Raw genomic sequence first — 21,480 nt, 5'->3', positions numbered from 1 at the left:
GTAAAACCTAGCAGGAATTAAGTAACTTTTTGTAGAAATTCTTGTAGCGGTTTGTTATTACATAGATTATTGAGGTGCCATACATATGTTTAAATACTTACGTACATTTGCTTTAATATTAATTGATATTATTTTTGTCAATGCTGCGTTATTCTTAGCATTAATAATACGTTTTGAAGGGGTAAGTACTATCCCTGCTCAGTATTTGGAATCATTTTTAAATCTTGCCCCTATCTTTACTGTAATTCGCATAGTTTGCTTTTATTTATTTGGTTTATACAATCGAGTTTGGAAATATGCTAGTATTGGTGAACTAATAAGCATTGTTTATGCAGTTACAGCAGGTACCATTATTAACATTTCTCTAACCTATTTTGTTATAGAAGGTGGGAGTCTGCCCTTACCAAGAAGCGTCTTTATATTAAGCTGGATGCTCATTATTTTGATTGTAGGAGGGTCTCGGCTTGCATGGAGGCTGCTTAGAGATGATCACCTTTACAATATTTTTAAAAATGGAGGCAAGCATATTCTCATTATAGGGGCTGGAGATTCTGGAGTAATCATTACCAAAGAGTTAAGAAGACATTATAAAGAAGAAATCAAAATCGTAGGTTTTATTGATGACGATAAGGATAAACAAAATTTGCGGGTTTTAGGGTTAAGAGTATTAGGCGGTAGAGATAAAATTCCTGAAGTAGTTCAAAAACTTGGGGTTGAAGAAATCATTTTAGCAATCCCCTCAGCACAAGGTAGTGAGATAAGGGAAATAGTTGATATATGTCATACTACAGAGGCAGTAGTAAAAACCCTGCCAGGAATTTATGACCTTGTAGAAGGTAATATTACTGTTAATCATATTAGAGAAGTGCAGGTTGAAGACCTGCTCGGTAGAGATCCTGTTAAGGTAGATCTAGAAGAAATATGTCAATATCTAAAAAATCAGGTGGTTCTTGTGACAGGAGCAGGGGGCTCTATAGGTTCAGAGCTGTGCAGGCAGATAATTACTTTTGAGCCATCAAAATTACTATTGATTGATAACTGTGAAAATAACATGTATGACATAGAAATGGAACTTAGACAAACAAATCCTCATCTTGAAATACTTCCCCTAACCAAAGATGTTAAGGATAAGCAGGCAATAGAGCAAATATTTAAGGCATATAACCCACAAGTGGTCTTTCATGCTGCTGCTCATAAACATGTTCCCCTGATGGAGGCCAATCCTGAAGAAGCAATTAAGAACAATGTGCGTGGAACATATAATACTGCTTATGCAGCTGACCTTTGCGGAACAAAAAAATTCGTTTTAATCTCAACAGATAAAGCTGTCAATCCTAGTAGTGTCATGGGTGCAAGTAAAAGGGTAGCAGAAATGTTTATTCAGCATTTGGACAAAACCAGCAGAACAAACTTTGTTGCTGTGCGTTTTGGTAATGTGCTTGGTAGTAGAGGAAGTGTGGTGCCCTTATTTAAAAAGCAAATAGCAGAGGGTGGACCAATTACTGTAACCCATGAGGAAATGATTAGATATTTTATGACCATACCTGAGGCAGTTCAGCTTGTTATACAAGCTGGAGCAATGGCAAAAGGTGGAGAAGTATTTGTATTAGATATGGGTGAACCAGTTAGGATTATGGATTTAGCCAAGAGTCTTATCAAACTTTCAGGGTTAGAACCTGGAAAGGATATTGAGATTGTTGTCACGGGAATTCGCCCTGGAGAAAAGCTATACGAAGAACTTCTAACTGCAGAAGAAGGAGTAAATTCCACAACTCATAAAAGGATTTTTGTTGCAAAGCCAAACCATCTCAATGACAGCTTAATAGAAAAAACTATGGCCGATCTACGTGCTGGTAAATACCCAACTGATAATAATAAAACTATTAAATTTTTAAAGGCATTTTTGCCAGACTTTCGCGAAGAAAATAGGGCCGAGAAAATAGGATGATTTATATAATAGATAAATTGGGGGAAGCCAAATGAAACAGGGGAAAAGAGAAAGAAAAAAGATTGACACAAGAGAACAAAAAGATAGCTTTCTTTATTGGCTGGCATTTGTGGGTCTATGGGGATTAATATTTTTACCTCCATATTTTAGAGGCTTATTTTTTAATACTGAACAAAATACAGCATTAATATTTGCACTCATTGTTTTTAGCCTATGGTGGTTTGTTAAAGTAAAAGATGAAGGGGTGGATATTCTCAACAATCCACTAGACTGGTTTGTACTAGGTCTTTTATTAAGCTATATCATAGCTTATTTCGGAGCAGTTAACCAAAAACTTGCTATAGTAGAGATTATAAAGTACATGTTGTATTTTAATGTTTTCTGGCTTGCCAGCAGACTTGTTATTGATTACAAAAGTAGTGTTTCGCTGCTTAATGTAATTATCCTTAGTGCAGTTGGTGTAGCCTTGGCGGGTATTTTTAGTGCTATGGATTGGATCAGTATTAAGGACGGATTTGTGGATAATCGTATATATTCTACCTTGCAATACCCGAATACACTAGCAAGCTATCTTTTGGCAGTATCGATCTTAGCCCTAGGCTTATGGCAGAACTCAAAGAAGCATTATAAATATGGATATATAGTTTTAACATATATTATGATGGTTGTGTTTTTTGGGACTAACTCAAGGGGTGCGTTTTTACTATTACCAATTATGCTAGTTTTAACCTTGGCTAATCCATGGTTAAAATACAGGATTGAGGCATTTTTTTTCTGGGTATTTGTATTGCTTGGTTCTTTAATTGCAAATAATGGACTTATTCCTAATATTGTTGAGGATAAAATCGGACTTGCATGGCTTTGGTTTTTTATTGGTTTAGCTGTAGTAATCGTTGCTCAGCTTGGATTAAATATAATAAGAGAAAAGGGGATTATAAAGTCTGAATTACCCCAGGGTAAAATCTTATTAGTTGTCATGATAGTTTTAATAGCCATAAGCTTTTTAGGCTGGCAGTATGTTTTGCCAGAAGATATTACAAACAGGCTTGCAACAATATCTCTTGATGATAGTAGTTTAGGTTCAAGGGTGTATTGGCCCTTAGAGGCGTTCAAGATGGTTAAAGAAAGCCCTATCTTTGGCTTAGGGGGAGGAGCCTGGGAGGCATCCTATCACCACTTCCAGGGCTATTACTATCAAAGTACCCAGGTACACAATGACTTTGCTCAGACATTGATGCAGGTTGGTTATGTAGGTTTAACCTTTTTTGTAGGTCTTTGGTTTGCCATGTTATATATGGGCTTCAGGCTTTTAAAGGTTGTAGATGATAATCTAAAGAATATCCAATGGGCACTTATGGTAGGTGTCATATCTTTGGGAGCCCATGCCTTTATTGATTTTGACTTTTCCTTAAGTGCAGTTACCATAGTACTCTTTGTTCTCTTTGGAATAACGGCAGGTATATATAGTCAGCAGTATCCGAATAAAACATGGTTTAAAGGGGCTACAGTTCCTGTAGTTGTCCTGTCTGCAGTATTCATTATTTTGCAATTAGTTTTGCCCATTACTTTAGCTATCGCAAGCAGCAATGCTAGTAAGGGCTTAGAGGCATATCGCTCTGGCAACATGGAGGCTACTATCAACTATTTTGAAAAGGCAAGAACCTATGACCCATTTGCAGCGAGCTATAGAATAGATCTTGCTAATTTCTATCTAAGTCAAGGAGAAGAAGTGAAAGCAGAGGAGTATTTATTAGCAGCAGTTGAAAGAGATAAATATAATTCAGAAGTATATAAAAAGGCCTCTCAGATTTATTTTAATTTAGATAATATAGACAAAGCAGTTGAGTACATGGAGCTTTCCAGAGATAGCAATAGGTGGCACCAGGAAACATGGAATGATCTTGCCCAGATGTATTATTATGGAGCAATCATGTCAATGGAAAGTGGTGACTATGACTTAGCTGAAGCATACCTGAATAAGGCAAGTACTATCCCAGACCAAATATCAGCCAAAATGGGGTCATTGGGGGAATGGGAAAACAGCCTGTGGAGGAGTAATAGACTTAGAGCTTCAGCGGATATTTACCTATATGCTGGGATAGGAAATTACTTTACTGATAATCTTAAAATAGCTGAGGAGTATTTCAATGTAGCTGTCAAGAGCAATAATGAAGCATTATGGTGGCTTGCACTTCTAAAAGAAAGACAAGGCCAAAACCAAGAAATGGCTGAGCTTTATGAAAGGGCTCAAGCAGAGCACCCAGAATTTGAGAACAACTTCCATGCAATTAGCAACATGCAAGAAGCTTGGTGGAATAGGTAATATGAAATAGTTAAGATTTTTATTTTATAGACCTTATTCTGATACCTGTATTCTGAAAACTATATGAAATTCACTTTCCGAGGTGCGATGAATTGGTATTCACCAATAACTTTAGGGGAACCAAAAGAACTGGAGGTTTTGGAAAATGCAAAAAAAAATCTACCTCTCATCCCCACACATGAGTGATGAAGGTTATGAAATGCAATATGTACAAGAAGCGTTTGACACAAACTGGGTAGCACCACTAGGTCCGAATGTAAATGAATTTGAGAAAGAACTAGCATCTAAAGTTGGTTCAAAACATGCTGCAGCGCTAACTTCTGGAACTGGAGCAATCCATTTAGCCCTTAAATCTTTTGGTGTTGGTGAAGGGGATATCGTATTCTGTCCTACCCTTACTTTTTCTGCTACAGCCAATCCAATTATCTATCAAAATGCAACTCCTGTATTTATTGATAGCGATTACGAAACTTGGAATATGTGTCCTAAAGCATTAGAGGTAGCCTTCGAAAAGTATGGTGATAAAGTAAAGGCTGTTTTAGTTGTGCATTTATATGGTTTATCTGCGGATATGGATAAGATCATGGCAATTTGTGAGAAGTACAATGTGCCAGTAATTGAGGATGCAGCTGAATCTTTAGGTGCTTATTACAAAGGAAAACATACTGGAACCTTTGGTGAATTTGGTGTATTCAGTTTTAATGGAAATAAGATCATCACTACTTCTGGTGGAGGGATGCTAGTTTCTGATGATGAAGAAAAGATTAAGAAAGTTAGATTCTGGTCTACCCAATCCAGAGATGCAGCAAGGTACTATCAGCATAGCGAATTAGGGTTCAATTACCGTATGAGCAATGTCGTTGCTGGGATTGGTAGAGGTCAATTAAAAGTATTAGATCAGAGAGTGGCTAAGAAGAAATATATCTTTGAATATTATAAGCGAGAATTTGGTGGATTTGAAGGCGTTGAATTCATGCCAATCAATGACTGGAATGAGCCAAACTACTGGCTGAGTGTCATGACGTTGAATGGGAAAGTAAGACCTCTTGATATGATGGAAGCATTAGAGAAAGAGAATATCGAGTCAAGACCTATGTGGAAGCCGATGCACATGCAACCGTTCTTCGCTGAGTATAATTATATTGGTTCAGATGTAAGTGAAAAGCTCTTTGAGAATGGGGTGTGCTTGCCATCCGATACAAAGATGACGGATGGAGATCTTGAGAACATATGTGGGATTGTTAAGGGGTTGTGGGAGTAAATATGGATCGTAAAAGAGGTTTGTATGAAAGATTAATCAAAAGGCCCCAAGATTTCATCCTCTCCTTGGCAGCACTTATTGTATTAAGCCCAGTTTTGCTTATCGTAGCAACCCTGGTGAGAACAAAGCTTGGCCGTCCTATCATTTTTAAGCAAGAGCGACCAGGGTTCAAAGAGAAGATCTTCACTATGTATAAATTTAGAACTATGACAGATGTAAAAGACGAGAATGGTGAATTACTGCCTGATAGTGTAAGGTTAACGAGGTTTGGAAAACTTTTGAGAACTACAAGCTTAGATGAACTTCCCGAGTTATGGAACATAGTTCGAGGAGATATAGCCGTTGTGGGTCCCAGGCCTTTATTAGTTCAATACTTACCACTGTATAGCGATCACCAAAAACGAAGGCATGAAGTAAGACCAGGGCTTTCGGGTCTTGCGCAAGTAAGCGGAAGAAACGCTATTAGCTGGGAAGATAAGTTTAATCTGGATGTTGAGTATGTAGACAATGTTTCTTTTATTGGGGATTGGAAGATTATTTTCCTTACGATCAAAAAGGTTTTTGTTAGGGAAGGAATCAACTCAGATTCTGCAGCAACAATGGAACCTTTCAAAGGAAGAAGCTTAAATCATTAGAGAAATAACCAACCGAGAGGAAAGAGTGTAGCCATGAAAGAAAAACTTTTGATTATAGGTGCTAGTGGACATGGAAAAGTAGTCGCTGACATCGCAATAAAAATGGATAAATGGCAAAGCATAGCATTTCTAGACGATGATGATTCAATTAAGTCATGTATGGGGCTTAAAGTCATCGGTAAGTCTGATGATGCTTTTACATACCTAAAAGATGCAGCTATCTTTGTGGCTATCGGTAATAACGCTACAAGAGAGAAGACGCAAGAAAGGCTTAAAATAGAAGGTGCCTCTATGGCGACTCTAATACATCCAAGTGCAGTCATTGGAACCGATGTTGAGATCGGAACAGGAACAGCTATTATGGCAGGAGTTGTAATTAACAGTTCTACTCATATTGGAAAAGGCTGCATTGTAAACACGGGAGCGACTTTGGATCATGACAGTGTGATTGAAGATTATGTGCATATTTCCCCTGGGGCTAATCTGGCCGGTGCCGTATGTATAGGCAGAAGGTCCTGGCTCGGGATTGGAAGTATAGTAAGTAATAACTTAAACATCTGTAGTGAGTGTAAAGTGGGTGCAGGTGCTGTAGTGGTTAAGGATATTACTGAACCAGGGACATATGTTGGGGTTCCGGCGAGGAGAGTATAGCGGTATGAAGCAGAATGTTTGGATATGGAATCATTACGCAACTAATATGTATTTTGATAAGGCCGGAAGGCACTATTGGTTTGCAGAATACTTAATTAAATTGGGGTACAAACCTACAATTTTTTGTGCGTCAACTAATCATTTTTCTAATGAAAACATAGACACCAAAGGGGAGAAATATATTACTGAGCCAAAAAATGATATACCTTTTGTGTTTGTTAAAGCTCCCGACTATAAAGGGAATGGCAAGAAGCGTATTTTGAATATGATCGCTTTCTATAGAAATATTTTTGCGGTGGCAAGGGAATATGCAAAAACGCATGGTAAACCAGATGTTATTCTTGCCTCAAGTGTCCATCCATTGACTTTAGTAGCAGGGATCAAGTTTGCTAAGAAATTAGGCATTCCATGTATATGTGAAGTTAGAGATTTGTGGCCGGAAAGCATAGTGGCTTATGGATCATTAAAACGTAATAGTGTTATTGCTAGGGTACTCTATCAGGGCGAGAAATGGATTTATAAAAATGCGAATTCGATCATTATGACCTGGGAAGGCGGCAAAGAATATATCTCAGATCGAGGATGGGATAAGCAGATTGATCTTGAAAAAGTAAAACACATTAGTAATGGAGTTATTGTTGACTCTTTTGACCGGAATAGTGAAGAAAATAAGATAGTTGATCCAGACTTAGATAATCGAAATTATAAAAATATTATTTATGCTGGTTCAATAGGAAAAGTGAATAATTTAGGCCTTTTATTAGACGCGGCCAAAATAATCCAAGAAAAAGGGCATGCTCAAATTAGATTTTTATTATATGGATCCGGCGATGAATGTGAAGTGCTTGAGCGAAGGTGTAAGGATGAAGGAATCAATAATATAACTTTCAAAGGCCGGGTAGAAAAAAAGTTTATTCCATACGTATTGAAAAAGGCTTACGTAAATATACTTCATAATTCTAGTACTTCGCTAGATAAATACGGACAAAGTCAAAATAAATTTTTCGAGTATTTAGCTGCGGGTAAGTGCATAGTTCAGACGTATTCAACAGGTTATAGCATATGTGATAAATATAATTGTGGTATAAGTGCTCCAGTCCAAAGCGCAGAAGAAATAGCTAAGGCAGTTCTAAAAGCGTGTGAAGATGAAAAGGAAAATTTTCTAATGGGACAGAACGCAAGACGAGCTGCCTACGAATTTGACTTTAGTAAATTAACGAATAATCTGGTTGATCTAATTGAAAGCGTATAAACAAGGAGAGGTTATAATGAATCTATATGAAAAGTTAGTAAAAAAAGAAGAAAAAATTGCTATTATCGGCTTGGGTTACGTTGGTATGCCAATAGCAGTTGCATTTGCAAAGAAAGTGAACGTAATAGGCTTTGATCTGAATGAAAAGAAGATAGAATTATATAAATCAGGAATTGATCCTACTAATGAAGTAGGCAATGAGGAAATTAATAGAACTACAGTAGAATTTACAGCAGATGAAACTAAACTCAGAGAGGCTAAGTTTCACGTTGTAGCAGTTCCCACACCAATTAATTCTGATAAAACGCCAGACTTATCTCCGGTTGAAGGAGCGAGCTGTATTGTTGGTCGAAATCTAACCAAAGGATCTATTGTAGTTTATGAATCCACAGTATATCCAGGTGTTACCGAGGATATATGCGTACCAATTTTGGAGAAAGAATCAGGTTTAAAATGTGGTGTTGGTTTTAAGATTGGATATTCTCCTGAAAGAATAAATCCAGGTGATAAGGTAAATACACTCGAGAAGATAGTAAAAATTGTATCGGGAATGGATGCCGAAAGCCTCGAAGATATAACAAAAGTATATGAGTTGGTAATTGAAGCGGGTGTACATAGAGCTAATTCAATTAAAGTAGCAGAGGCTGCAAAAGTTGTAGAGAACAGCCAACGAGATATTAATATCGCTTTTATGAACGAGCTTGCAATGGTGTTTGATCGTATGGGAATTGATACAAAAGAGGTCATTGATGCAATGAACACAAAATGGAATGCGCTTAAGTTCTATCCAGGGCTTGTTGGAGGTCATTGTATTGGTGTTGATCCATACTATTTTGTATATGAAGCCGAAAAACTAGGTTATCACAGTCAGATTATATTATCAGGAAGGAAAATTAATGACGGAATGGGCAAGTTCGTAGCAGATGCTATTATCAAAAAGTTGATTTTAGCCAACAAAGTGGTCAAGCAGTCAAAAATTGTTATACTTGGAATGACATTTAAAGAAAACACCCCGGATACAAGAAACTCAAAAGTAATAGATATCATTGATAGTTTAAAGGAGTATGGCATCGATCCTATAGTTGTAGACCCAGAAGCTGATGCAGACGAAGCAAAGTGTGAATATGGTATTGATATAGTTGATATTAAAGAAGTTGAAAATGCTGATTGTTTAGTACTAGCTGTTGCTCATGATATATTTAAACAAATGAGTTGGGATGAAATAGATTCCTTATATGTCGATTTTGATAATGAAAATAAAGTGCTTATTGATGTCAGAAGTATATTAGATAGAAAAGAGATTGAAGAAAAAGGCTATAGTTACTGGAGATTATAGGAAATTAAAGCCGTGAAGAGGAGACAAGCATGAAGATACTGCATATCATTTCATATTATAGTGGGAGTACATTTTACAAAAATTTATTCGACAAACAAATTGATAGTGGCCTTGATATTGATGTCTTTGTGCCTGTATCATAATCCTATAAACAAACTGATATCAATCTTGGGAAGTATACAAATATAAGAAAAAATCATGGAAAGTACGACAGATTGATATTTCATTTAAAACACATTAAGATTTTTAAAGACGCTGTAAGACAATATAGAATTAATGATTATTCGGTTGTTCATGCGCATTCATTATTTTCTAATGGATATATTGCCCTAAATTTGAAACGAAAATTTGGGAAACCGTACATCGTTGCTGTTAGGAATACAGATGTAAACATATTCTTCAAGTATATGATTCATTTAAGAAGGCTAGGAGTTCAAATACTAGAAAATGCAGACAGGATAATCTTTTTGTCAAAAGCATATAGAGACAAAGTCATGAAGATGCTAATGATACGGTAGATGTCCTAAAAAAGTCGGTAGCCATTTTCGTAAAACCATAGGAGCAGCTACAGTTAGTAAGAAATATGAGTTTATCAAAGCTCATGCATCCAGGCATTCTGTGGAGAAAATGTGCAATCTTTTAAAAGTATCCCGGAGCGGTTACTACGACTGGATAGATAGGCCCCTATCTAATAGAGATAAAAAACACAAGAAAATCCTTGGTATCATTAAGCAAACACATATCAAGCACCCAGTATGGGGAGTAGACCCTATCTGTACCGAAGTAAAAGAAGCTATACCATGTAGCCGTGGGGCAGTATATCGATTAATGAAAGGAAACGGCATCAAATCAAAGCGTAAAGCTAAATGGAAAGCAACTACCAACAGCAAGCATAATTTACCAGTAGCTCCAAACCTATTGGAACAAGACTTTAATGCAGACCTACCTAATACTGTATGGGTAGGAGATATCACATATAATTGGACTGAAGAGGGATGGCTATATACAGCCATAGTAAAAGATCTATGCACTAAAGATGTAGTAGGCTATGCCATAGGATATAGAATAACCAAAGAGCTCGTAATAAACGCTATGAAAATGGCACTTAGAAGAGAAACCCCTAAATTAGGACTAATATTTCACTCTGATAGAGGTAGCCAATACTGTTCTAATGATTTCAAGAGCCTTCTAAAAAATAACCATATAAGGCAAAGTATGAGTCGTAAGGGCAATCCTTATGATAATGCTCCAGCAGAGAATTTCTTTAGCTGTTTAAAATGTGAATGTACCAGTTTTTATTATTTTAAAAACAGAGATGAAGCTAAACAGGTTATCTTTGAATATATTTAGGTCTATTATAACAGACAGAGACGGCATGCAGCATTAGGCTGGATTACGCCGGCAGCATATAAGAAAATCTTTACTGAAGATCTTGTAGCATAAAAATACATTGGAAGATTTGCCTAATTATAAGGGAACTTAAATTTTTTGTGATGTCAAGGGCGCATTTCCCCTTAGTATTGCTTGAAATTTAAGTATAATATCCAAAGCAAATTTCCAAACCATAGAAAATGTGAGCTATTAGGGTTAAATAAGTAAAACCTAATGTAATGCTAAGGTATGCTCACGAAACGGTGTCCAGAAAATGGAGAATGCCTCAATTTTTTATGTTGACTTTTTTAGTACAGACCGTTTTTTATATTTTAGCACTTATGAAATTAATATTTGGATTTACCAATAAATTATTTTATTATCCTTACTATTACTGTATGACTTTAATCGCACAAATAGTTGGCACTTATAATCAATTAACGGGTAAATCTAAGCCCTTTTGGGAAAAAGCGGAGAGTACGAGATAAATTTGAGAAAAGGAAATGATGACGAATGGGTAGGTTTCTATTATGAAGGTATTAAATATTAACTCATATTATTATAGTTCTACTGTTCATAAACAATTGCAGCGATCTTTACTAGAACAGCAATTAGATGTATTTACTTATGTTCCGGTATCAAGGGGATATGTTGCAAGAGAAGAATGTCAATATGAAAATGATGAACATGTAAAAAAAGTTGAATGTTATAATGAAGTTGACAGATATGTATTCCATGTTAAACATATAAAAATACTTAAAAATATCACAAAAAAGATTGATGTAAATAAATACGGCTGTTTACATGCACACTCTTTGTTTTCAAATGGTTATATTGCAATGAAAATAAAAGAGAAATACGGAATTCCATATATAGTTGCAGTTAGAGATACAGATGTTAATACATTTTTTGAAAAGATGATTCACTTAAGGAGTTTGGGCAATAAAATATTAAAGCAAGCTGATGGAATTGTATTTTTATCAAGCTCATATAGAGATAAAGTAATTAATAAATATGTAAAAGACAAGTATAAAAACACAGTATTGTTAAAATCACATGTTATACCTAATGGAATTAGTAAATTTTGGTTAGAAAATATAAGTTCTTTAAGAATTATAGAATCAAAAGTAAAAATCAGGCTGTTACATGTAGGTGCAGTAAGTAAGCGGAAAAATGTTTTAGCAACAATTAAGGCAATACAAATCCTTAGAAAAAAAGGCTATGATATCCGTTTTACTGTAGTCGGTAAAATAGCTGACAAAGAAATCTATGAAGAAATTATTGCATACGATTTTGTAAAATATGTTTCTCCTATTCCAAAAGAAAAGCTCCTTAAAATATATCGAGAAAATAATATCTTTATCATGCCGTCAATAACTGAAACATTTGGCTTGGTCTATCCTGAAGCAATGAGTCAAGGGTTGCCTGTTATTTATACTAGAGGACAAGGATTTGATGGGCGGTTTGAAGAAGGTGAAGTAGGCTATAATGTAGATTGTTTTAATTATGAAGAAATTGCAGGTAGAATCCAAGATATTATAATTAATTATGATAATATATCTAACAATTGCATTAAAAATGCACATAAATTTGATTGGACTAAAATATCACAGGAGTATATCAATCTATATTCTCAAATTGTATGATGGTTTAGATCTAAATTTATAATAGGAATTATGTATTAAGTATGAAGTATACTATAATCTAATATAAATGAGGTTAAGTATGTACACATTATTTATAACAAGAGGTATCCAACAAATATATATAAAACAAATTGCATATTCGAATTTGATCAGGCCAAAGCACTAAGAGAACAAGGTCATAAAGTAGTTTACGCAGTTATTGATTTACGTTCATTTCGCAGGTGGAGAAAATGGGGTATAGTTAAAGAAAAAAATGATGGGGTATATATCTATTCTCTAAATATTTCTTTAGGTAGAGTGCCTAAAAGAATACTTAGGATATTTAGCGACTTAGTTTTAAATATATTATTCAAAGTAATAGTTAAAGAACAAGGAAAACCTGATGTATTACATGCTCATTTTACTAGATCTGCATATTCTGCATCTAAACTGAAGGATAAAACCGGAATACCCCTAGTCATAACAGAACATTCATCTCAAATTAACAAGGAAATTATAAGTGAGGAATTGCATAAAATGGCAAAAATAGTTTATAAAAATGCAGATTCTTTAATTGTGGTTAGTCCATCTTTAGGAGACGTAATAAAGAAAAAGTTTAATATTAGTTCTACGTACATACCTAATATAGTGGATTTAAAAATATTTCATTATGAGGATAAACATACAAATAATATATTTAATTTTGTTTCTACAGGAAATTTAATTGATATAAAAAGAATGGATCTAACAATAGAAGCATTTTACAAGGCTTTTAATAAAAATCCAAATGTAACATTAACTATATTTGGACAAGGCCCTAAACGAAAAATGTTAGAAGAATTAATAAGTAAGTATAATTTAATTTTCAGGTGAGATTAATGGGACTATGTTCAAGGGAGCAAATATCAAAAAAATTAAAGGAAAGCGACTGTTTTGTATTAGCATCTCAGTCCGAAACATTTGGCCGTGGCTTATATAGAAACAATGGCTATGGGAGTTCCAGTTATAGCTACTAAATGTGGAGGACCAGAAATATTTATTAATGATAAAAATGGTTTATTAATTGAAGTGGATGATAAAAATGAATTAATAGAAGCTATGAGATATATGTACAACAATGTAGATGACAGGAAGAGCATAGCGACAGAAATAAAAGAAAAGTTTTCATCAGAAGCTGTTGCTAAAAAAATAATTATGGAATATAGGAGAATTTTATGATAGGTAGGCATAATTATGAAAAACATTCATCCAATAACCTGTGGATGATTTATATAATAATCTTTTCAGTAATATTAATTCCTGATATTAGAATTACTAGCATACCAGCATTTAGAGTAGAACAAATTGTAGTAGTTATTTATGCAATTTTTTTGTACATGAAACTAATGTTAAGAAAGAAAACTGGAATAAATAGACAAAATATAAAGTTTCCAGTTCTATATCTATGTTTCTCTTTTTTTATAATTATTTCCATAGTGGTGGGTTCGGTTAAGGGAGTAAAGGTTATACCTAGGGATTACTTTGAGTTATATAAAATTTTTATTTATCTTGGAATTTATTTAATTACTTTATTGACATTTAAAAATGAAAAAGATAAGCTTAAAGTTTTAAAATTTACAATTTTTATTTTATTAATATCTGTGGCAATTGCGACTCAACAATACTTTAATTTATTTAATCTAAATGAAAAATACGTTCAAATAATAGCACCTACCCAATTTAGAACTTTAGTTAATAATTATCCTTTTCCAAGAGTAATTGGCATGACATCTAATCCTAATGAATATGCAGTTATGCCAGGAATAGGGGCTGTATTGTCTTGGGGTTTATATTTAAATACCAAAGAGAAAAAGAATATCTTATATATGATGGTGTTTATTGTTGGAGTACTTATGACCCTATCTAGAAGTGGATTTCTTTTTATGAGTGTTGGTATAATAATGTTTACCTTTTTATATGTATTTAAATCTAATATAAGTAATTTTCTTCAAGGAAATGTTGATTTAAAAGTAGTAAAAGTTGTTATCTTTTCCGTTGTATTTTTAATAATTATCGGCATTATAATATTCAACTTCCTGCCCCAAGAGCTTACTTGGAGACTTATGAGGGGGATTAATATAGGAGCAGATTCAAGTTTTCAAGCAAGACTCTCAAATTGGGAAGAACATATTGTACGCTTCAAAAGTAGTCCAATATTTGGGCTAGGACCTGCTAAGTCAATTGAATATGAACACTCAGTAGATAATGAGTGGTTGCTATTTTTAAAAAGATATGGAATTATAGGTACGATTTATATTGTTTTCATTTTTATATTTCCCGTTATTAAAAGTAAAGGTAATTCTTTTAAATATCTATATTTTTCCATATTAACTGGAAGTGCAGTATATATGATACCAGCTATTATTTACAATTGTTTTCAAATTATGCCTTTAATAATGATTTTGGCAGCTTTAATACCTGATAATAAAATCACCAAGAAAATATAATTCAAATACTAAAATATTTTAATATATAGAAACAATATTATATCTATGAGGGGAATAAGAATGAGGATACTTTTAATTACAACACTATATCCTGGGTATGTAAATCAATCTAATATACAAGCCACACATGCCGTACATAATTTTGCAAAGGAATGGGTTAAAAAAAATGAATTAAAAGTAATAAGACTATGGCCATATTACCCTAATATATTTAAATGTTTAAAAAAAACAAAGATAATGAATCAGTTTGCGTATGAAGAAAGTTTTATTTTAGATAATGTCAATATTTACAGAGTACCTATACCTAAAATTCCTAAAATAAGTTATCGGAATAAAGATATAAGACTCGTCTCAAAGAAAATCATAAAAACAATAAATAACGAGGGTAACCCAGATATAATAATATGTGATATGTTAAATCCATCGATTTATATAGGGGAATTAGTTGCAAGGGCATGTCATAGTGTTTTATTAGCAAGCTTACACAATTCTGATATAGTTTATCTATCTAAGAATAAAAATTATAAAAGATTTATAAATACTGATCAAAATGTAGATAAAATAGTTTTTAGATCAAAAAAAATCAAAGAAAACTTTTTAAAATTATATGGTGGAAATAAAAATGAAAAAGATTACTATAAGATATTATTTGGAATTAATAAAACAGATATTATAAATAGTAATAAGTTAGAAAGAAAAATTGCAAATCCTAATAAAATTATTATTATTGCATCTAGTTTGAAAAAATTAAAAAAAGTAGATGTACTAATAAATGCATTTGTACGAATAAAAGACAAAAAAGGTTATATACTGAAAATTATAGGAGATGGACCTGAACGGATAAGGCTAGAAAAGCAAGTTAAAGCACTAGGGAGTGAAGATTATATTTATTTTGAAGGTGAAAAAACTAGGGATGAAACACTAGCGTTAATGGAAGAAGCAGATATATTTGCAATGGTCAGTTCACCCGAAACATTTGGATTAGTCTATGTAGAAGCCATGGCAAAAGGATGTATAACCATAGGCTCTAAGGGTGAGGGAATTGATGGAGTTATAATTGATGATGAAAATGGTTTTTTGTGTGTTCCAGATGACGTAGAGAATTTAAAAGTAAATTTAGAAAAAGCAATTACGCTAAACATAAAAGATAAAAAAAGAATCATATATAATGCAATAGATACTGCAAGTGCCTTAAATCATGAAGATTTAGCAGCCAAATTTTTAGAAAGAATCAAAAAATATGGATAATAATGGCGTTAATTATAAAAAATTCAGAGAATAACAGGAGCAGAGCTATGAGGAAAATTGCAATATTAACATTGAATGGTTATTTTAATTATGGCAATAGATTGCAAAATTATGCAATGCAAGAAGTGCTAGAAAATTTGGGGTTTTATTGTGAGACAATTATTAATGATAGAGCAAAAGGTGGGGCAAGCCTAGCAAAAAGAATTAATAATCTAAGAAAGAATAGTATTAAAGATATATATATTAAAACTTACTATAGAATTTGGAGAAATATAAGAAAAGATACTATTGCAAAAAGAACTGAAGAATTTAAAAGCTTTACTTTAAACTACATAAAAGAAACTGACTATGCTATTTCTAAAAGTGATATTTCAGGAAACTTATCTGAACGATATGATTATTTTGTTACCGGGAGTGATCAGGTTTGGAATCCACAAAATCTTCATGGTTCCTCTATTTATTTTCTAACCTTCGCAGAAAAACATAAAAGAATAGCCTATGCACCAAGTTTTGGTGTGTCTGAAATTAAACCGGAATATATAGAAAACTACAAAAAATGCCTTTCTGGTATGCATAAGTTATCTGTTAGGGAAGATGATGGTGCTAAGATAATAAAGAAACTAACTGGAAGGCAGGCACCAGTATTAGTTGATCCAACATTACTCCTTACCAAGGATAAATGGCTGTCTATTGCTAAAGAAGCTGGTAACAAGCCCAAGGGTAAATATTTATTAACCTATTTCTTAGGTGGTATACCAGATAATTATAAAAGACAAATCAAAAATATTGTTAAAGAAAATAAGTTGGAAGAAATTAACTTGGGGGATATTAGAGAAAAGGAAACTTATAGGACAGGTCCTAGTGAATTTATAGGTTATATTAATGACTGTAGTATATTTTGTACAGATTCATTTCATGGAGCAGTTTTTTCAATACTTTTAGAAAAGCCTTTTATAGTGTTTGAAAGGATAGGTTCTACTTCAATGTATTCTAGAATTGATACACTTTTAAATAAATTCAAATTGAATTCTAGGAAAGTTGAGAACATGTCATGGGGAGATGATGTATTCAAAATTGATTTTTCTCATGTATCTCAGATATTAGATGTCGAAAGAAAAAAGGCACTAGACTATTTAAAAAAGTCTTTGGAGACTAAGGATGCGAATTAGACCATGAAAGTAAATCAACTAAAGGCCGGAGCTGCCTTATCATATATGTCTATGGGTTTAGGATATATTGTTTCCATAATTTATACCCCCCTAATGTTAAGGTTGTTGGGACAAAGTGAATATGGTCTTTATAATCTAGTTGCATCTGTTGTCGCTTATTTAGGCGTATTAAACTTTGGGTTTGGCAGTGCTTATATGCGGTACTATTCAAGGTATAAAGTTCAAGAAGATAGAGAAAAAATTACTACTTTGAACGGTATGTTTTTAATTATTTTTTCTGTAATAGGATTGATAGCCGTAATTTCTGGAACGATATTAGCAATTAATACTGAAACAATATTTGGTTCCGAGTTGACAAGTGTAGAATTATCTAGAGCAAAAATATTGATGCTGATTCTTGTAATTAATTTAGCAATATCTTTTCCTAACATAGTCTTTACCTCACATATAACAGCAAATGAAAAATTTGTGTTTCAAAAACTAGTTCAAATGATAAAAACAGTAGCTAATCCTTTCGTTGTCTTACCTTTACTAATTCTAGGATATGGCTCAGTAGGGATGGTTGTTGCAACTACATTTCTAAATATTACGATTGAGATAGCTAACGCAATCTATTGTATTAAAAAACTTAAAATGAGATTTTCTTTTAGTGACTTTGATTTAAGGCTGATGAAAGAAATGACTGTGTTTTCTTCATTTATTTTTATAAACTTATTAATAGATCAAATTAACTGGAATGTAGACAAGTTTATTTTAGGAAGATTTTATGGAACAGTTTCTGTGGCAGTATATGGATTGGCATCACAATTGAACACTTATTATTTATCAATAGCTACGGCGATATCAAGTGTGTTTATTCCTAGGGTGCATAGATTAGTGGCAAACTCTGTAAATAATGATGATTTAACAAAATTGTTTACGAAGATTGGAAGAGTTCAGTTTATCCTGCTTTCCTTAATTTCAAGTGGCTTAGTTTTCTTTGGAAGACCTTTTATTAATTTGTGGGCAGGTAATAATTATGACAATTCATATCCAATAGTATTATTACTTGTAATTCCTGTCACTATTCCACTTATTCAAAATATAGGCATAGAAATACAACGCGCACAAAACATACATAAATTTAGGTCTTGGGTATACTTTTTTATTGCTTTAGCAAATTTAGGCATAACTATTCCACTATCAAAAATGTTCGGTGGAGTTGGTGCGGCAATTGGTACAGCTGTAGCACTTATAATTGGAAATGGACTTATTATGAATTGGTATTACCATAACAAGGTAGGATTAGATATGAAATTCTTTTGGAAAAAGATACTTAGTTTTGTCCCTGCTTTAGTAATACCAGTATTAGTAGGTATTATGATAAATAGATTTATTGATTTATACAAATTAGTTAATTTTTTAGGGTTTGGAATAGTTTATGTTATAGTTTTTAGCATTTCAATGTGGCTTATTGGAATGAATCAATCTGAGAAAGACTTGATAGGAAATCCAATAAAAAGACTAGTAATAAGAAAATAATCTAATGAATTATCGATTGGTGGTATTAATATGATAGATAAGAAAATAGAAAATAAAAAAGATTGTATGGGATGTCATGCATGTATGAGTATATGCCCTAAAAGTTGTATTTCTATGGAGTCAGATCAAGAAGGGTTTTTATATCCAATAGTTGATTATAATTTATGTATTAACTGTAATAGATGTATAGATGTATGTCCAATAATCAATAAAGCAGAAGTAGACAATAATCCGACTGCGTATTCTTGTATTAATAATAATGAAACGATTAGGTTGGATAGCTCTTCAGGCGGAATATTTTCATTGATTGCAGAAATAATGATTGATCAATGTGGAGTTGTTTTTGGCGCGAGCTTTAATGATAAATGTGAATTAGAACATGAATTTTCTGAAACAAAAGAAGAGCTTAGTAAGCTTAGAGGATCTAAATATTTACAAAGTAAGATCGGCAATTCATATAATCAAGCTAAAGAATTTTTAGATGCAGGACGAAAGGTTTTGTTTGCGGGTACGCCTTGTCAGATAGCAGGATTGAAGTCTTATCTTGGGAAAATATATGATAATCTAGTAACTATAGATATAATTTGTCATGGAGTACCTTCGCCAAAAGTATGGAGAAAGTATGTAGAATATCGTGAAACTGAAGCGGGTTCACAAACACAAAGAATCGCTTTCAGGCGAAAGGATGAAGGCTGGAAGCGATACTCTGTATCATTCTTATTCAAGAACAATACAGAGTATCGTCAAAATTTACGTAAAGATTTATATATGAGGGCATTTTTGAAAGATGTTTGTGTAAGACCTTCTTGCCATGAGTGTGAATTTAAGGGACTGAATCGTCAGAGTGATATTACACTTGCAGATTTTTGGGGAATTCAAAATATATTGCCTGAAATGGATGACGATAAGGGAACCTCATTGGTATTTGTTAATAGTCAAACTGGTCAAGCCTTATTTGAAGAAATAAAGGATGGTATGTTATATCAAGAAGTGGATAGTAATGAAGCTGTTAAATATAACTCTGCAGCGATTAAATCCCCTATACCTAATACAAACCGGGATAATTTTTTGAAAAATTTAGATTCATTATCATTTGATGGATTAGTAAAAATGTACTGTGCTGATAAGTTATCAATAACAGTTAAAAGAAAATTTAGATCAATTGTAAAAAAGCTAGCAACTAAATTAGGCTTAGTGAAAGTGATTAAAGAATTGATAAGATAGAGTTTTTACGATAAAAGTAAGGAGCACTTAAGCCTGAAATAGTTAACTAGGGTACCTGCAAATTAAAAGGGCATAGCAAATAAGCCATCAGTTAATGACTTAAAAAGACCTTGATTAACCAGAAATCAAGACGCAGCCATAATACGGTAACCTTGATTTTTTGCCAATAGTAATGCTTGCTCTACCGTGATTTCACGGTTTACTGGAAGAACATCGGATTGTCTATACAAATCAGCATTGTACGGTTCCTTCTTTTTGAGGATATTGTAAATAGCCGTAAGTAGCATTCTTGCAATAGCAATAATTGCCTTTTTATGACCACGACGCGTTTTAATTCTTAAGTAGCGGTTACGGATTTCAGGATGCTTATCGCTTTTAACTACAGCGGTAGCACACTGTACCAGAAGCGGCTTAATGTAACAACCGGCCCTTGAAATCCTTACTGACTTTTTCTTTCCGGCACTTTCGTTATTGGTAGGTGTAAGCCCTGCCCAGGAGCATAGATGCTTAGCTGTCGGGAACACGTCCATATTGACGCCTATTTCAGAGATTACTGTTATAGCTGAAAAGATGTTTTTAAAGGACGGAACAGTTAATATCAGATTAATTTCTTCAGAGTAGGGCGCGGAAAGAATAAGAATAATTCTTTCAAGATCATCTTTACGAGACTTAAGATCTTCGTAGTGTTGTTTGATAACTTTAATTTTTTCAGCTTGTTCAGGCGTGATAAAACCATCGATGGCAAGCTCGAGTTCTGGTAGTTTATCTTTCATAGAACCGTGAATGAGAGGTTCTATGTCAAAACTTTTATCCAAAGGATTTAGCAAAATTCTTTCAATAATGTTCATGGAACTTTTGCCAAAAGTATCAGAAACAACGTTAGCAAGCTGAATATTGGAAACGGTTAAAGAGTTTTGAAGACGGTTTTTCTCGCTTGACATAAAGTTAGTCAGTTTAAAACGGTATCGCATAAGGTCACGAAGCTGCCTGATAGCAAGAGGAGGCATAAAGCTTCCAGCTATAAGGTCATGCTTGAATAGATCGGCAATCCATTTAGCGTCTTTTTTGTCAGTTTTCTTGCCACGGATTGCCTTGACATATTTGGGATGTGCCAGAGTTATGTTACAGGAATCTTCAAGAACATTAAATACTGGAATCCAGTACTTTCCGGTAGATTCCATACAAACATCCTTACAGTTATTCTCACAAAGCCACTGTGACAGCTCTTTCAGCCCTTTTGTATAGGTAGAAAAGCGATGGCGTTTGTAGGTAGTAACACCTTTGTTGGTAGATGCAATACAAGCAACAACAAAAGTTTTGTGGACATCAACTCCACAACAGATTGGGTAAATAATTTTTAAAGCCATAGGTAAAACCCCTTTCAAAGAATTACAGGAATAGACAGCATTGACTGATTGCCCAGCAATAAA

Annotated in this window: 18 protein-coding genes; 17 read left to right on the top strand and 1 reads right to left on the bottom strand. The window is 33.5% G+C overall.

All coding sequences use genetic code 11. The features are described from left to right. Window positions 1-85 precede the first annotated feature (85 nt). The 17 genes from APF76_16065 (at window position 86) to APF76_15985 (ending at window position 20,050) form a co-directional block, all read left to right on the top strand. Window positions 86-1,948: a polysaccharide biosynthesis protein gene (locus APF76_16065; GenBank protein ID KUO49317.1), complete on the top strand. Its 1,863-nt coding sequence runs from the start codon at window positions 86-88 to the stop codon at window positions 1,946-1,948. Window positions 1,949-1,979: 31 nt separating this feature from the next. Beyond that, on the top strand, window positions 1,980-4,271 hold the full coding sequence (locus APF76_16060; protein KUO49316.1) for a hypothetical protein: 2,292 nt from the start codon (window positions 1,980-1,982) through the stop codon (window positions 4,269-4,271). A gap of 145 nt (window positions 4,272-4,416) precedes the next feature. Further along, a complete protein-coding gene (locus tag APF76_16055; protein KUO49315.1) occupies window positions 4,417-5,532 on the top strand; it encodes an aminotransferase DegT in 1,116 nt (371 codons plus the stop codon). A 2-nt stretch (window positions 5,533-5,534) separates the two neighbouring features. After that, on the top strand, window positions 5,535-6,167 hold the full coding sequence (locus tag APF76_16050) for a sugar transferase (protein KUO49314.1): 633 nt from the start codon (window positions 5,535-5,537) through the stop codon (window positions 6,165-6,167). Between the two features lie 33 nt (window positions 6,168-6,200). Further along, window positions 6,201-6,818 (top strand): acetyltransferase, encoded by a 618-nt coding sequence (locus APF76_16045; protein ID KUO49313.1) that lies wholly within the window; start codon window positions 6,201-6,203, stop codon window positions 6,816-6,818. 4 nt (window positions 6,819-6,822) lie between these two features. Further along, a complete protein-coding gene (locus APF76_16040) occupies window positions 6,823-8,070 on the top strand; it encodes a glycosyltransferase WbuB (protein KUO49312.1) in 1,248 nt (415 codons plus the stop codon). A 16-nt stretch (window positions 8,071-8,086) separates the two neighbouring features. Then, complete coding sequence (locus APF76_16035) at window positions 8,087-9,406, top strand: UDP-N-acetyl-D-galactosamine dehydrogenase (protein ID KUO49311.1); 1,320 nt, start codon at window positions 8,087-8,089, stop codon at window positions 9,404-9,406. A gap of 215 nt (window positions 9,407-9,621) precedes the next feature. Further along, complete coding sequence (locus APF76_16030) at window positions 9,622-9,924, top strand: hypothetical protein (protein KUO49310.1); 303 nt, start codon at window positions 9,622-9,624, stop codon at window positions 9,922-9,924. 109 nt (window positions 9,925-10,033) lie between these two features. Next, entirely contained in the window at window positions 10,034-10,756 is a 723-nt protein-coding gene (locus tag APF76_16025) for a hypothetical protein (GenBank protein ID KUO49309.1), read from the top strand. A 551-nt stretch (window positions 10,757-11,307) separates the two neighbouring features. Beyond that, window positions 11,308-12,423, top strand: coding sequence for a hypothetical protein (locus tag APF76_16020; GenBank protein ID KUO49308.1), 1,116 nt, complete (start codon window positions 11,308-11,310; stop codon window positions 12,421-12,423). 297 nt (window positions 12,424-12,720) lie between these two features. Continuing rightward, entirely contained in the window at window positions 12,721-13,275 is a 555-nt protein-coding gene (locus APF76_16015; protein ID KUO49307.1) for a hypothetical protein, read from the top strand. A 117-nt stretch (window positions 13,276-13,392) separates the two neighbouring features. Then, the gene (locus APF76_16010; protein ID KUO49306.1) at window positions 13,393-13,620 is read left to right on the top strand and encodes a hypothetical protein; all 228 of its coding nucleotides are present in this window, start codon (window positions 13,393-13,395) and stop codon (window positions 13,618-13,620) included. After that, a complete protein-coding gene (locus tag APF76_16005) occupies window positions 13,617-14,888 on the top strand; it encodes a hypothetical protein (GenBank protein KUO49305.1) in 1,272 nt (423 codons plus the stop codon). Before APF76_16010 ends, APF76_16005 begins: the two co-directional genes overlap by 4 nt. Before the next feature lie 60 nt (window positions 14,889-14,948). Further along, complete coding sequence (locus APF76_16000; protein KUO49304.1) at window positions 14,949-16,136, top strand: hypothetical protein; 1,188 nt, start codon at window positions 14,949-14,951, stop codon at window positions 16,134-16,136. A gap of 47 nt (window positions 16,137-16,183) precedes the next feature. Continuing rightward, the gene (locus APF76_15995; protein ID KUO49303.1) at window positions 16,184-17,305 is read left to right on the top strand and encodes a hypothetical protein; all 1,122 of its coding nucleotides are present in this window, start codon (window positions 16,184-16,186) and stop codon (window positions 17,303-17,305) included. Window positions 17,306-17,308: 3 nt separating this feature from the next. Continuing rightward, window positions 17,309-18,826: a polysaccharide biosynthesis protein gene (locus tag APF76_15990; protein ID KUO49302.1), complete on the top strand. Its 1,518-nt coding sequence runs from the start codon at window positions 17,309-17,311 to the stop codon at window positions 18,824-18,826. 30 nt (window positions 18,827-18,856) lie between these two features. Then, window positions 18,857-20,050, top strand: coding sequence for a (4Fe-4S)-binding protein (locus APF76_15985; protein ID KUO49301.1), 1,194 nt, complete (start codon window positions 18,857-18,859; stop codon window positions 20,048-20,050). A gap of 125 nt (window positions 20,051-20,175) precedes the next feature. Here the strand turns inward: APF76_15985 and APF76_15980 are convergent, their stop codons facing one another. Beyond that, complete coding sequence (locus tag APF76_15980; protein ID KUO49300.1) at window positions 20,176-21,417, bottom strand: transposase; 1,242 nt, start codon at window positions 21,415-21,417, stop codon at window positions 20,176-20,178. Between the last annotated feature and the right edge of the window lie 63 nt (window positions 21,418-21,480).

This window comes from Desulfitibacter sp. BRH_c19, from assembly GCA_001515945.1.
Classification (GTDB): Bacteria; Bacillota; DSM-16504; order Desulfitibacterales; family Desulfitibacteraceae; genus Desulfitibacter.
This window is presented reverse-complemented; position numbering and strand designations above follow the sequence as displayed.

Excerpts from the sequence above, each read along its gene's own strand:
- APF76_16065 (KUO49317.1), top strand. The coding sequence starts at position 86 with ATGTTTAAATACTTACGTACATTTGCTTTAATATTAATTGATATTATT.
- APF76_16060 (KUO49316.1), top strand. The coding sequence starts at position 1,980 with ATGAAACAGGGGAAAAGAGAAAGAAAAAAGATTGACACAAGAGAACAA.
- APF76_16055 (KUO49315.1), top strand. The coding sequence starts at position 4,417 with ATGCAAAAAAAAATCTACCTCTCATCCCCACACATGAGTGATGAAGGT.
- APF76_16050 (KUO49314.1), top strand. The coding sequence starts at position 5,535 with ATGGATCGTAAAAGAGGTTTGTATGAAAGATTAATCAAAAGGCCCCAA.
- APF76_16045 (KUO49313.1), top strand. The coding sequence starts at position 6,201 with ATGAAAGAAAAACTTTTGATTATAGGTGCTAGTGGACATGGAAAAGTA.
- APF76_16040 (KUO49312.1), top strand. The coding sequence starts at position 6,823 with ATGAAGCAGAATGTTTGGATATGGAATCATTACGCAACTAATATGTAT.
- APF76_16035 (KUO49311.1), top strand. The coding sequence starts at position 8,087 with ATGAATCTATATGAAAAGTTAGTAAAAAAAGAAGAAAAAATTGCTATT.
- APF76_16025 (KUO49309.1), top strand. The coding sequence starts at position 10,034 with ATGTGCAATCTTTTAAAAGTATCCCGGAGCGGTTACTACGACTGGATA.
- APF76_16020 (KUO49308.1), top strand. The coding sequence starts at position 11,308 with ATGAAGGTATTAAATATTAACTCATATTATTATAGTTCTACTGTTCAT.
- APF76_16010 (KUO49306.1), top strand. The coding sequence starts at position 13,393 with ATGGGAGTTCCAGTTATAGCTACTAAATGTGGAGGACCAGAAATATTT.
- APF76_16005 (KUO49305.1), top strand. The coding sequence starts at position 13,617 with ATGATAGGTAGGCATAATTATGAAAAACATTCATCCAATAACCTGTGG.
- APF76_16000 (KUO49304.1), top strand. The coding sequence starts at position 14,949 with ATGAGGATACTTTTAATTACAACACTATATCCTGGGTATGTAAATCAA.
- APF76_15995 (KUO49303.1), top strand. The coding sequence starts at position 16,184 with ATGAGGAAAATTGCAATATTAACATTGAATGGTTATTTTAATTATGGC.
- APF76_15990 (KUO49302.1), top strand. The coding sequence starts at position 17,309 with ATGAAAGTAAATCAACTAAAGGCCGGAGCTGCCTTATCATATATGTCT.
- APF76_15985 (KUO49301.1), top strand. The coding sequence starts at position 18,857 with ATGATAGATAAGAAAATAGAAAATAAAAAAGATTGTATGGGATGTCAT.
- APF76_15980 (KUO49300.1), bottom strand. The coding sequence starts at position 21,417 with ATGGCTTTAAAAATTATTTACCCAATCTGTTGTGGAGTTGATGTCCAC.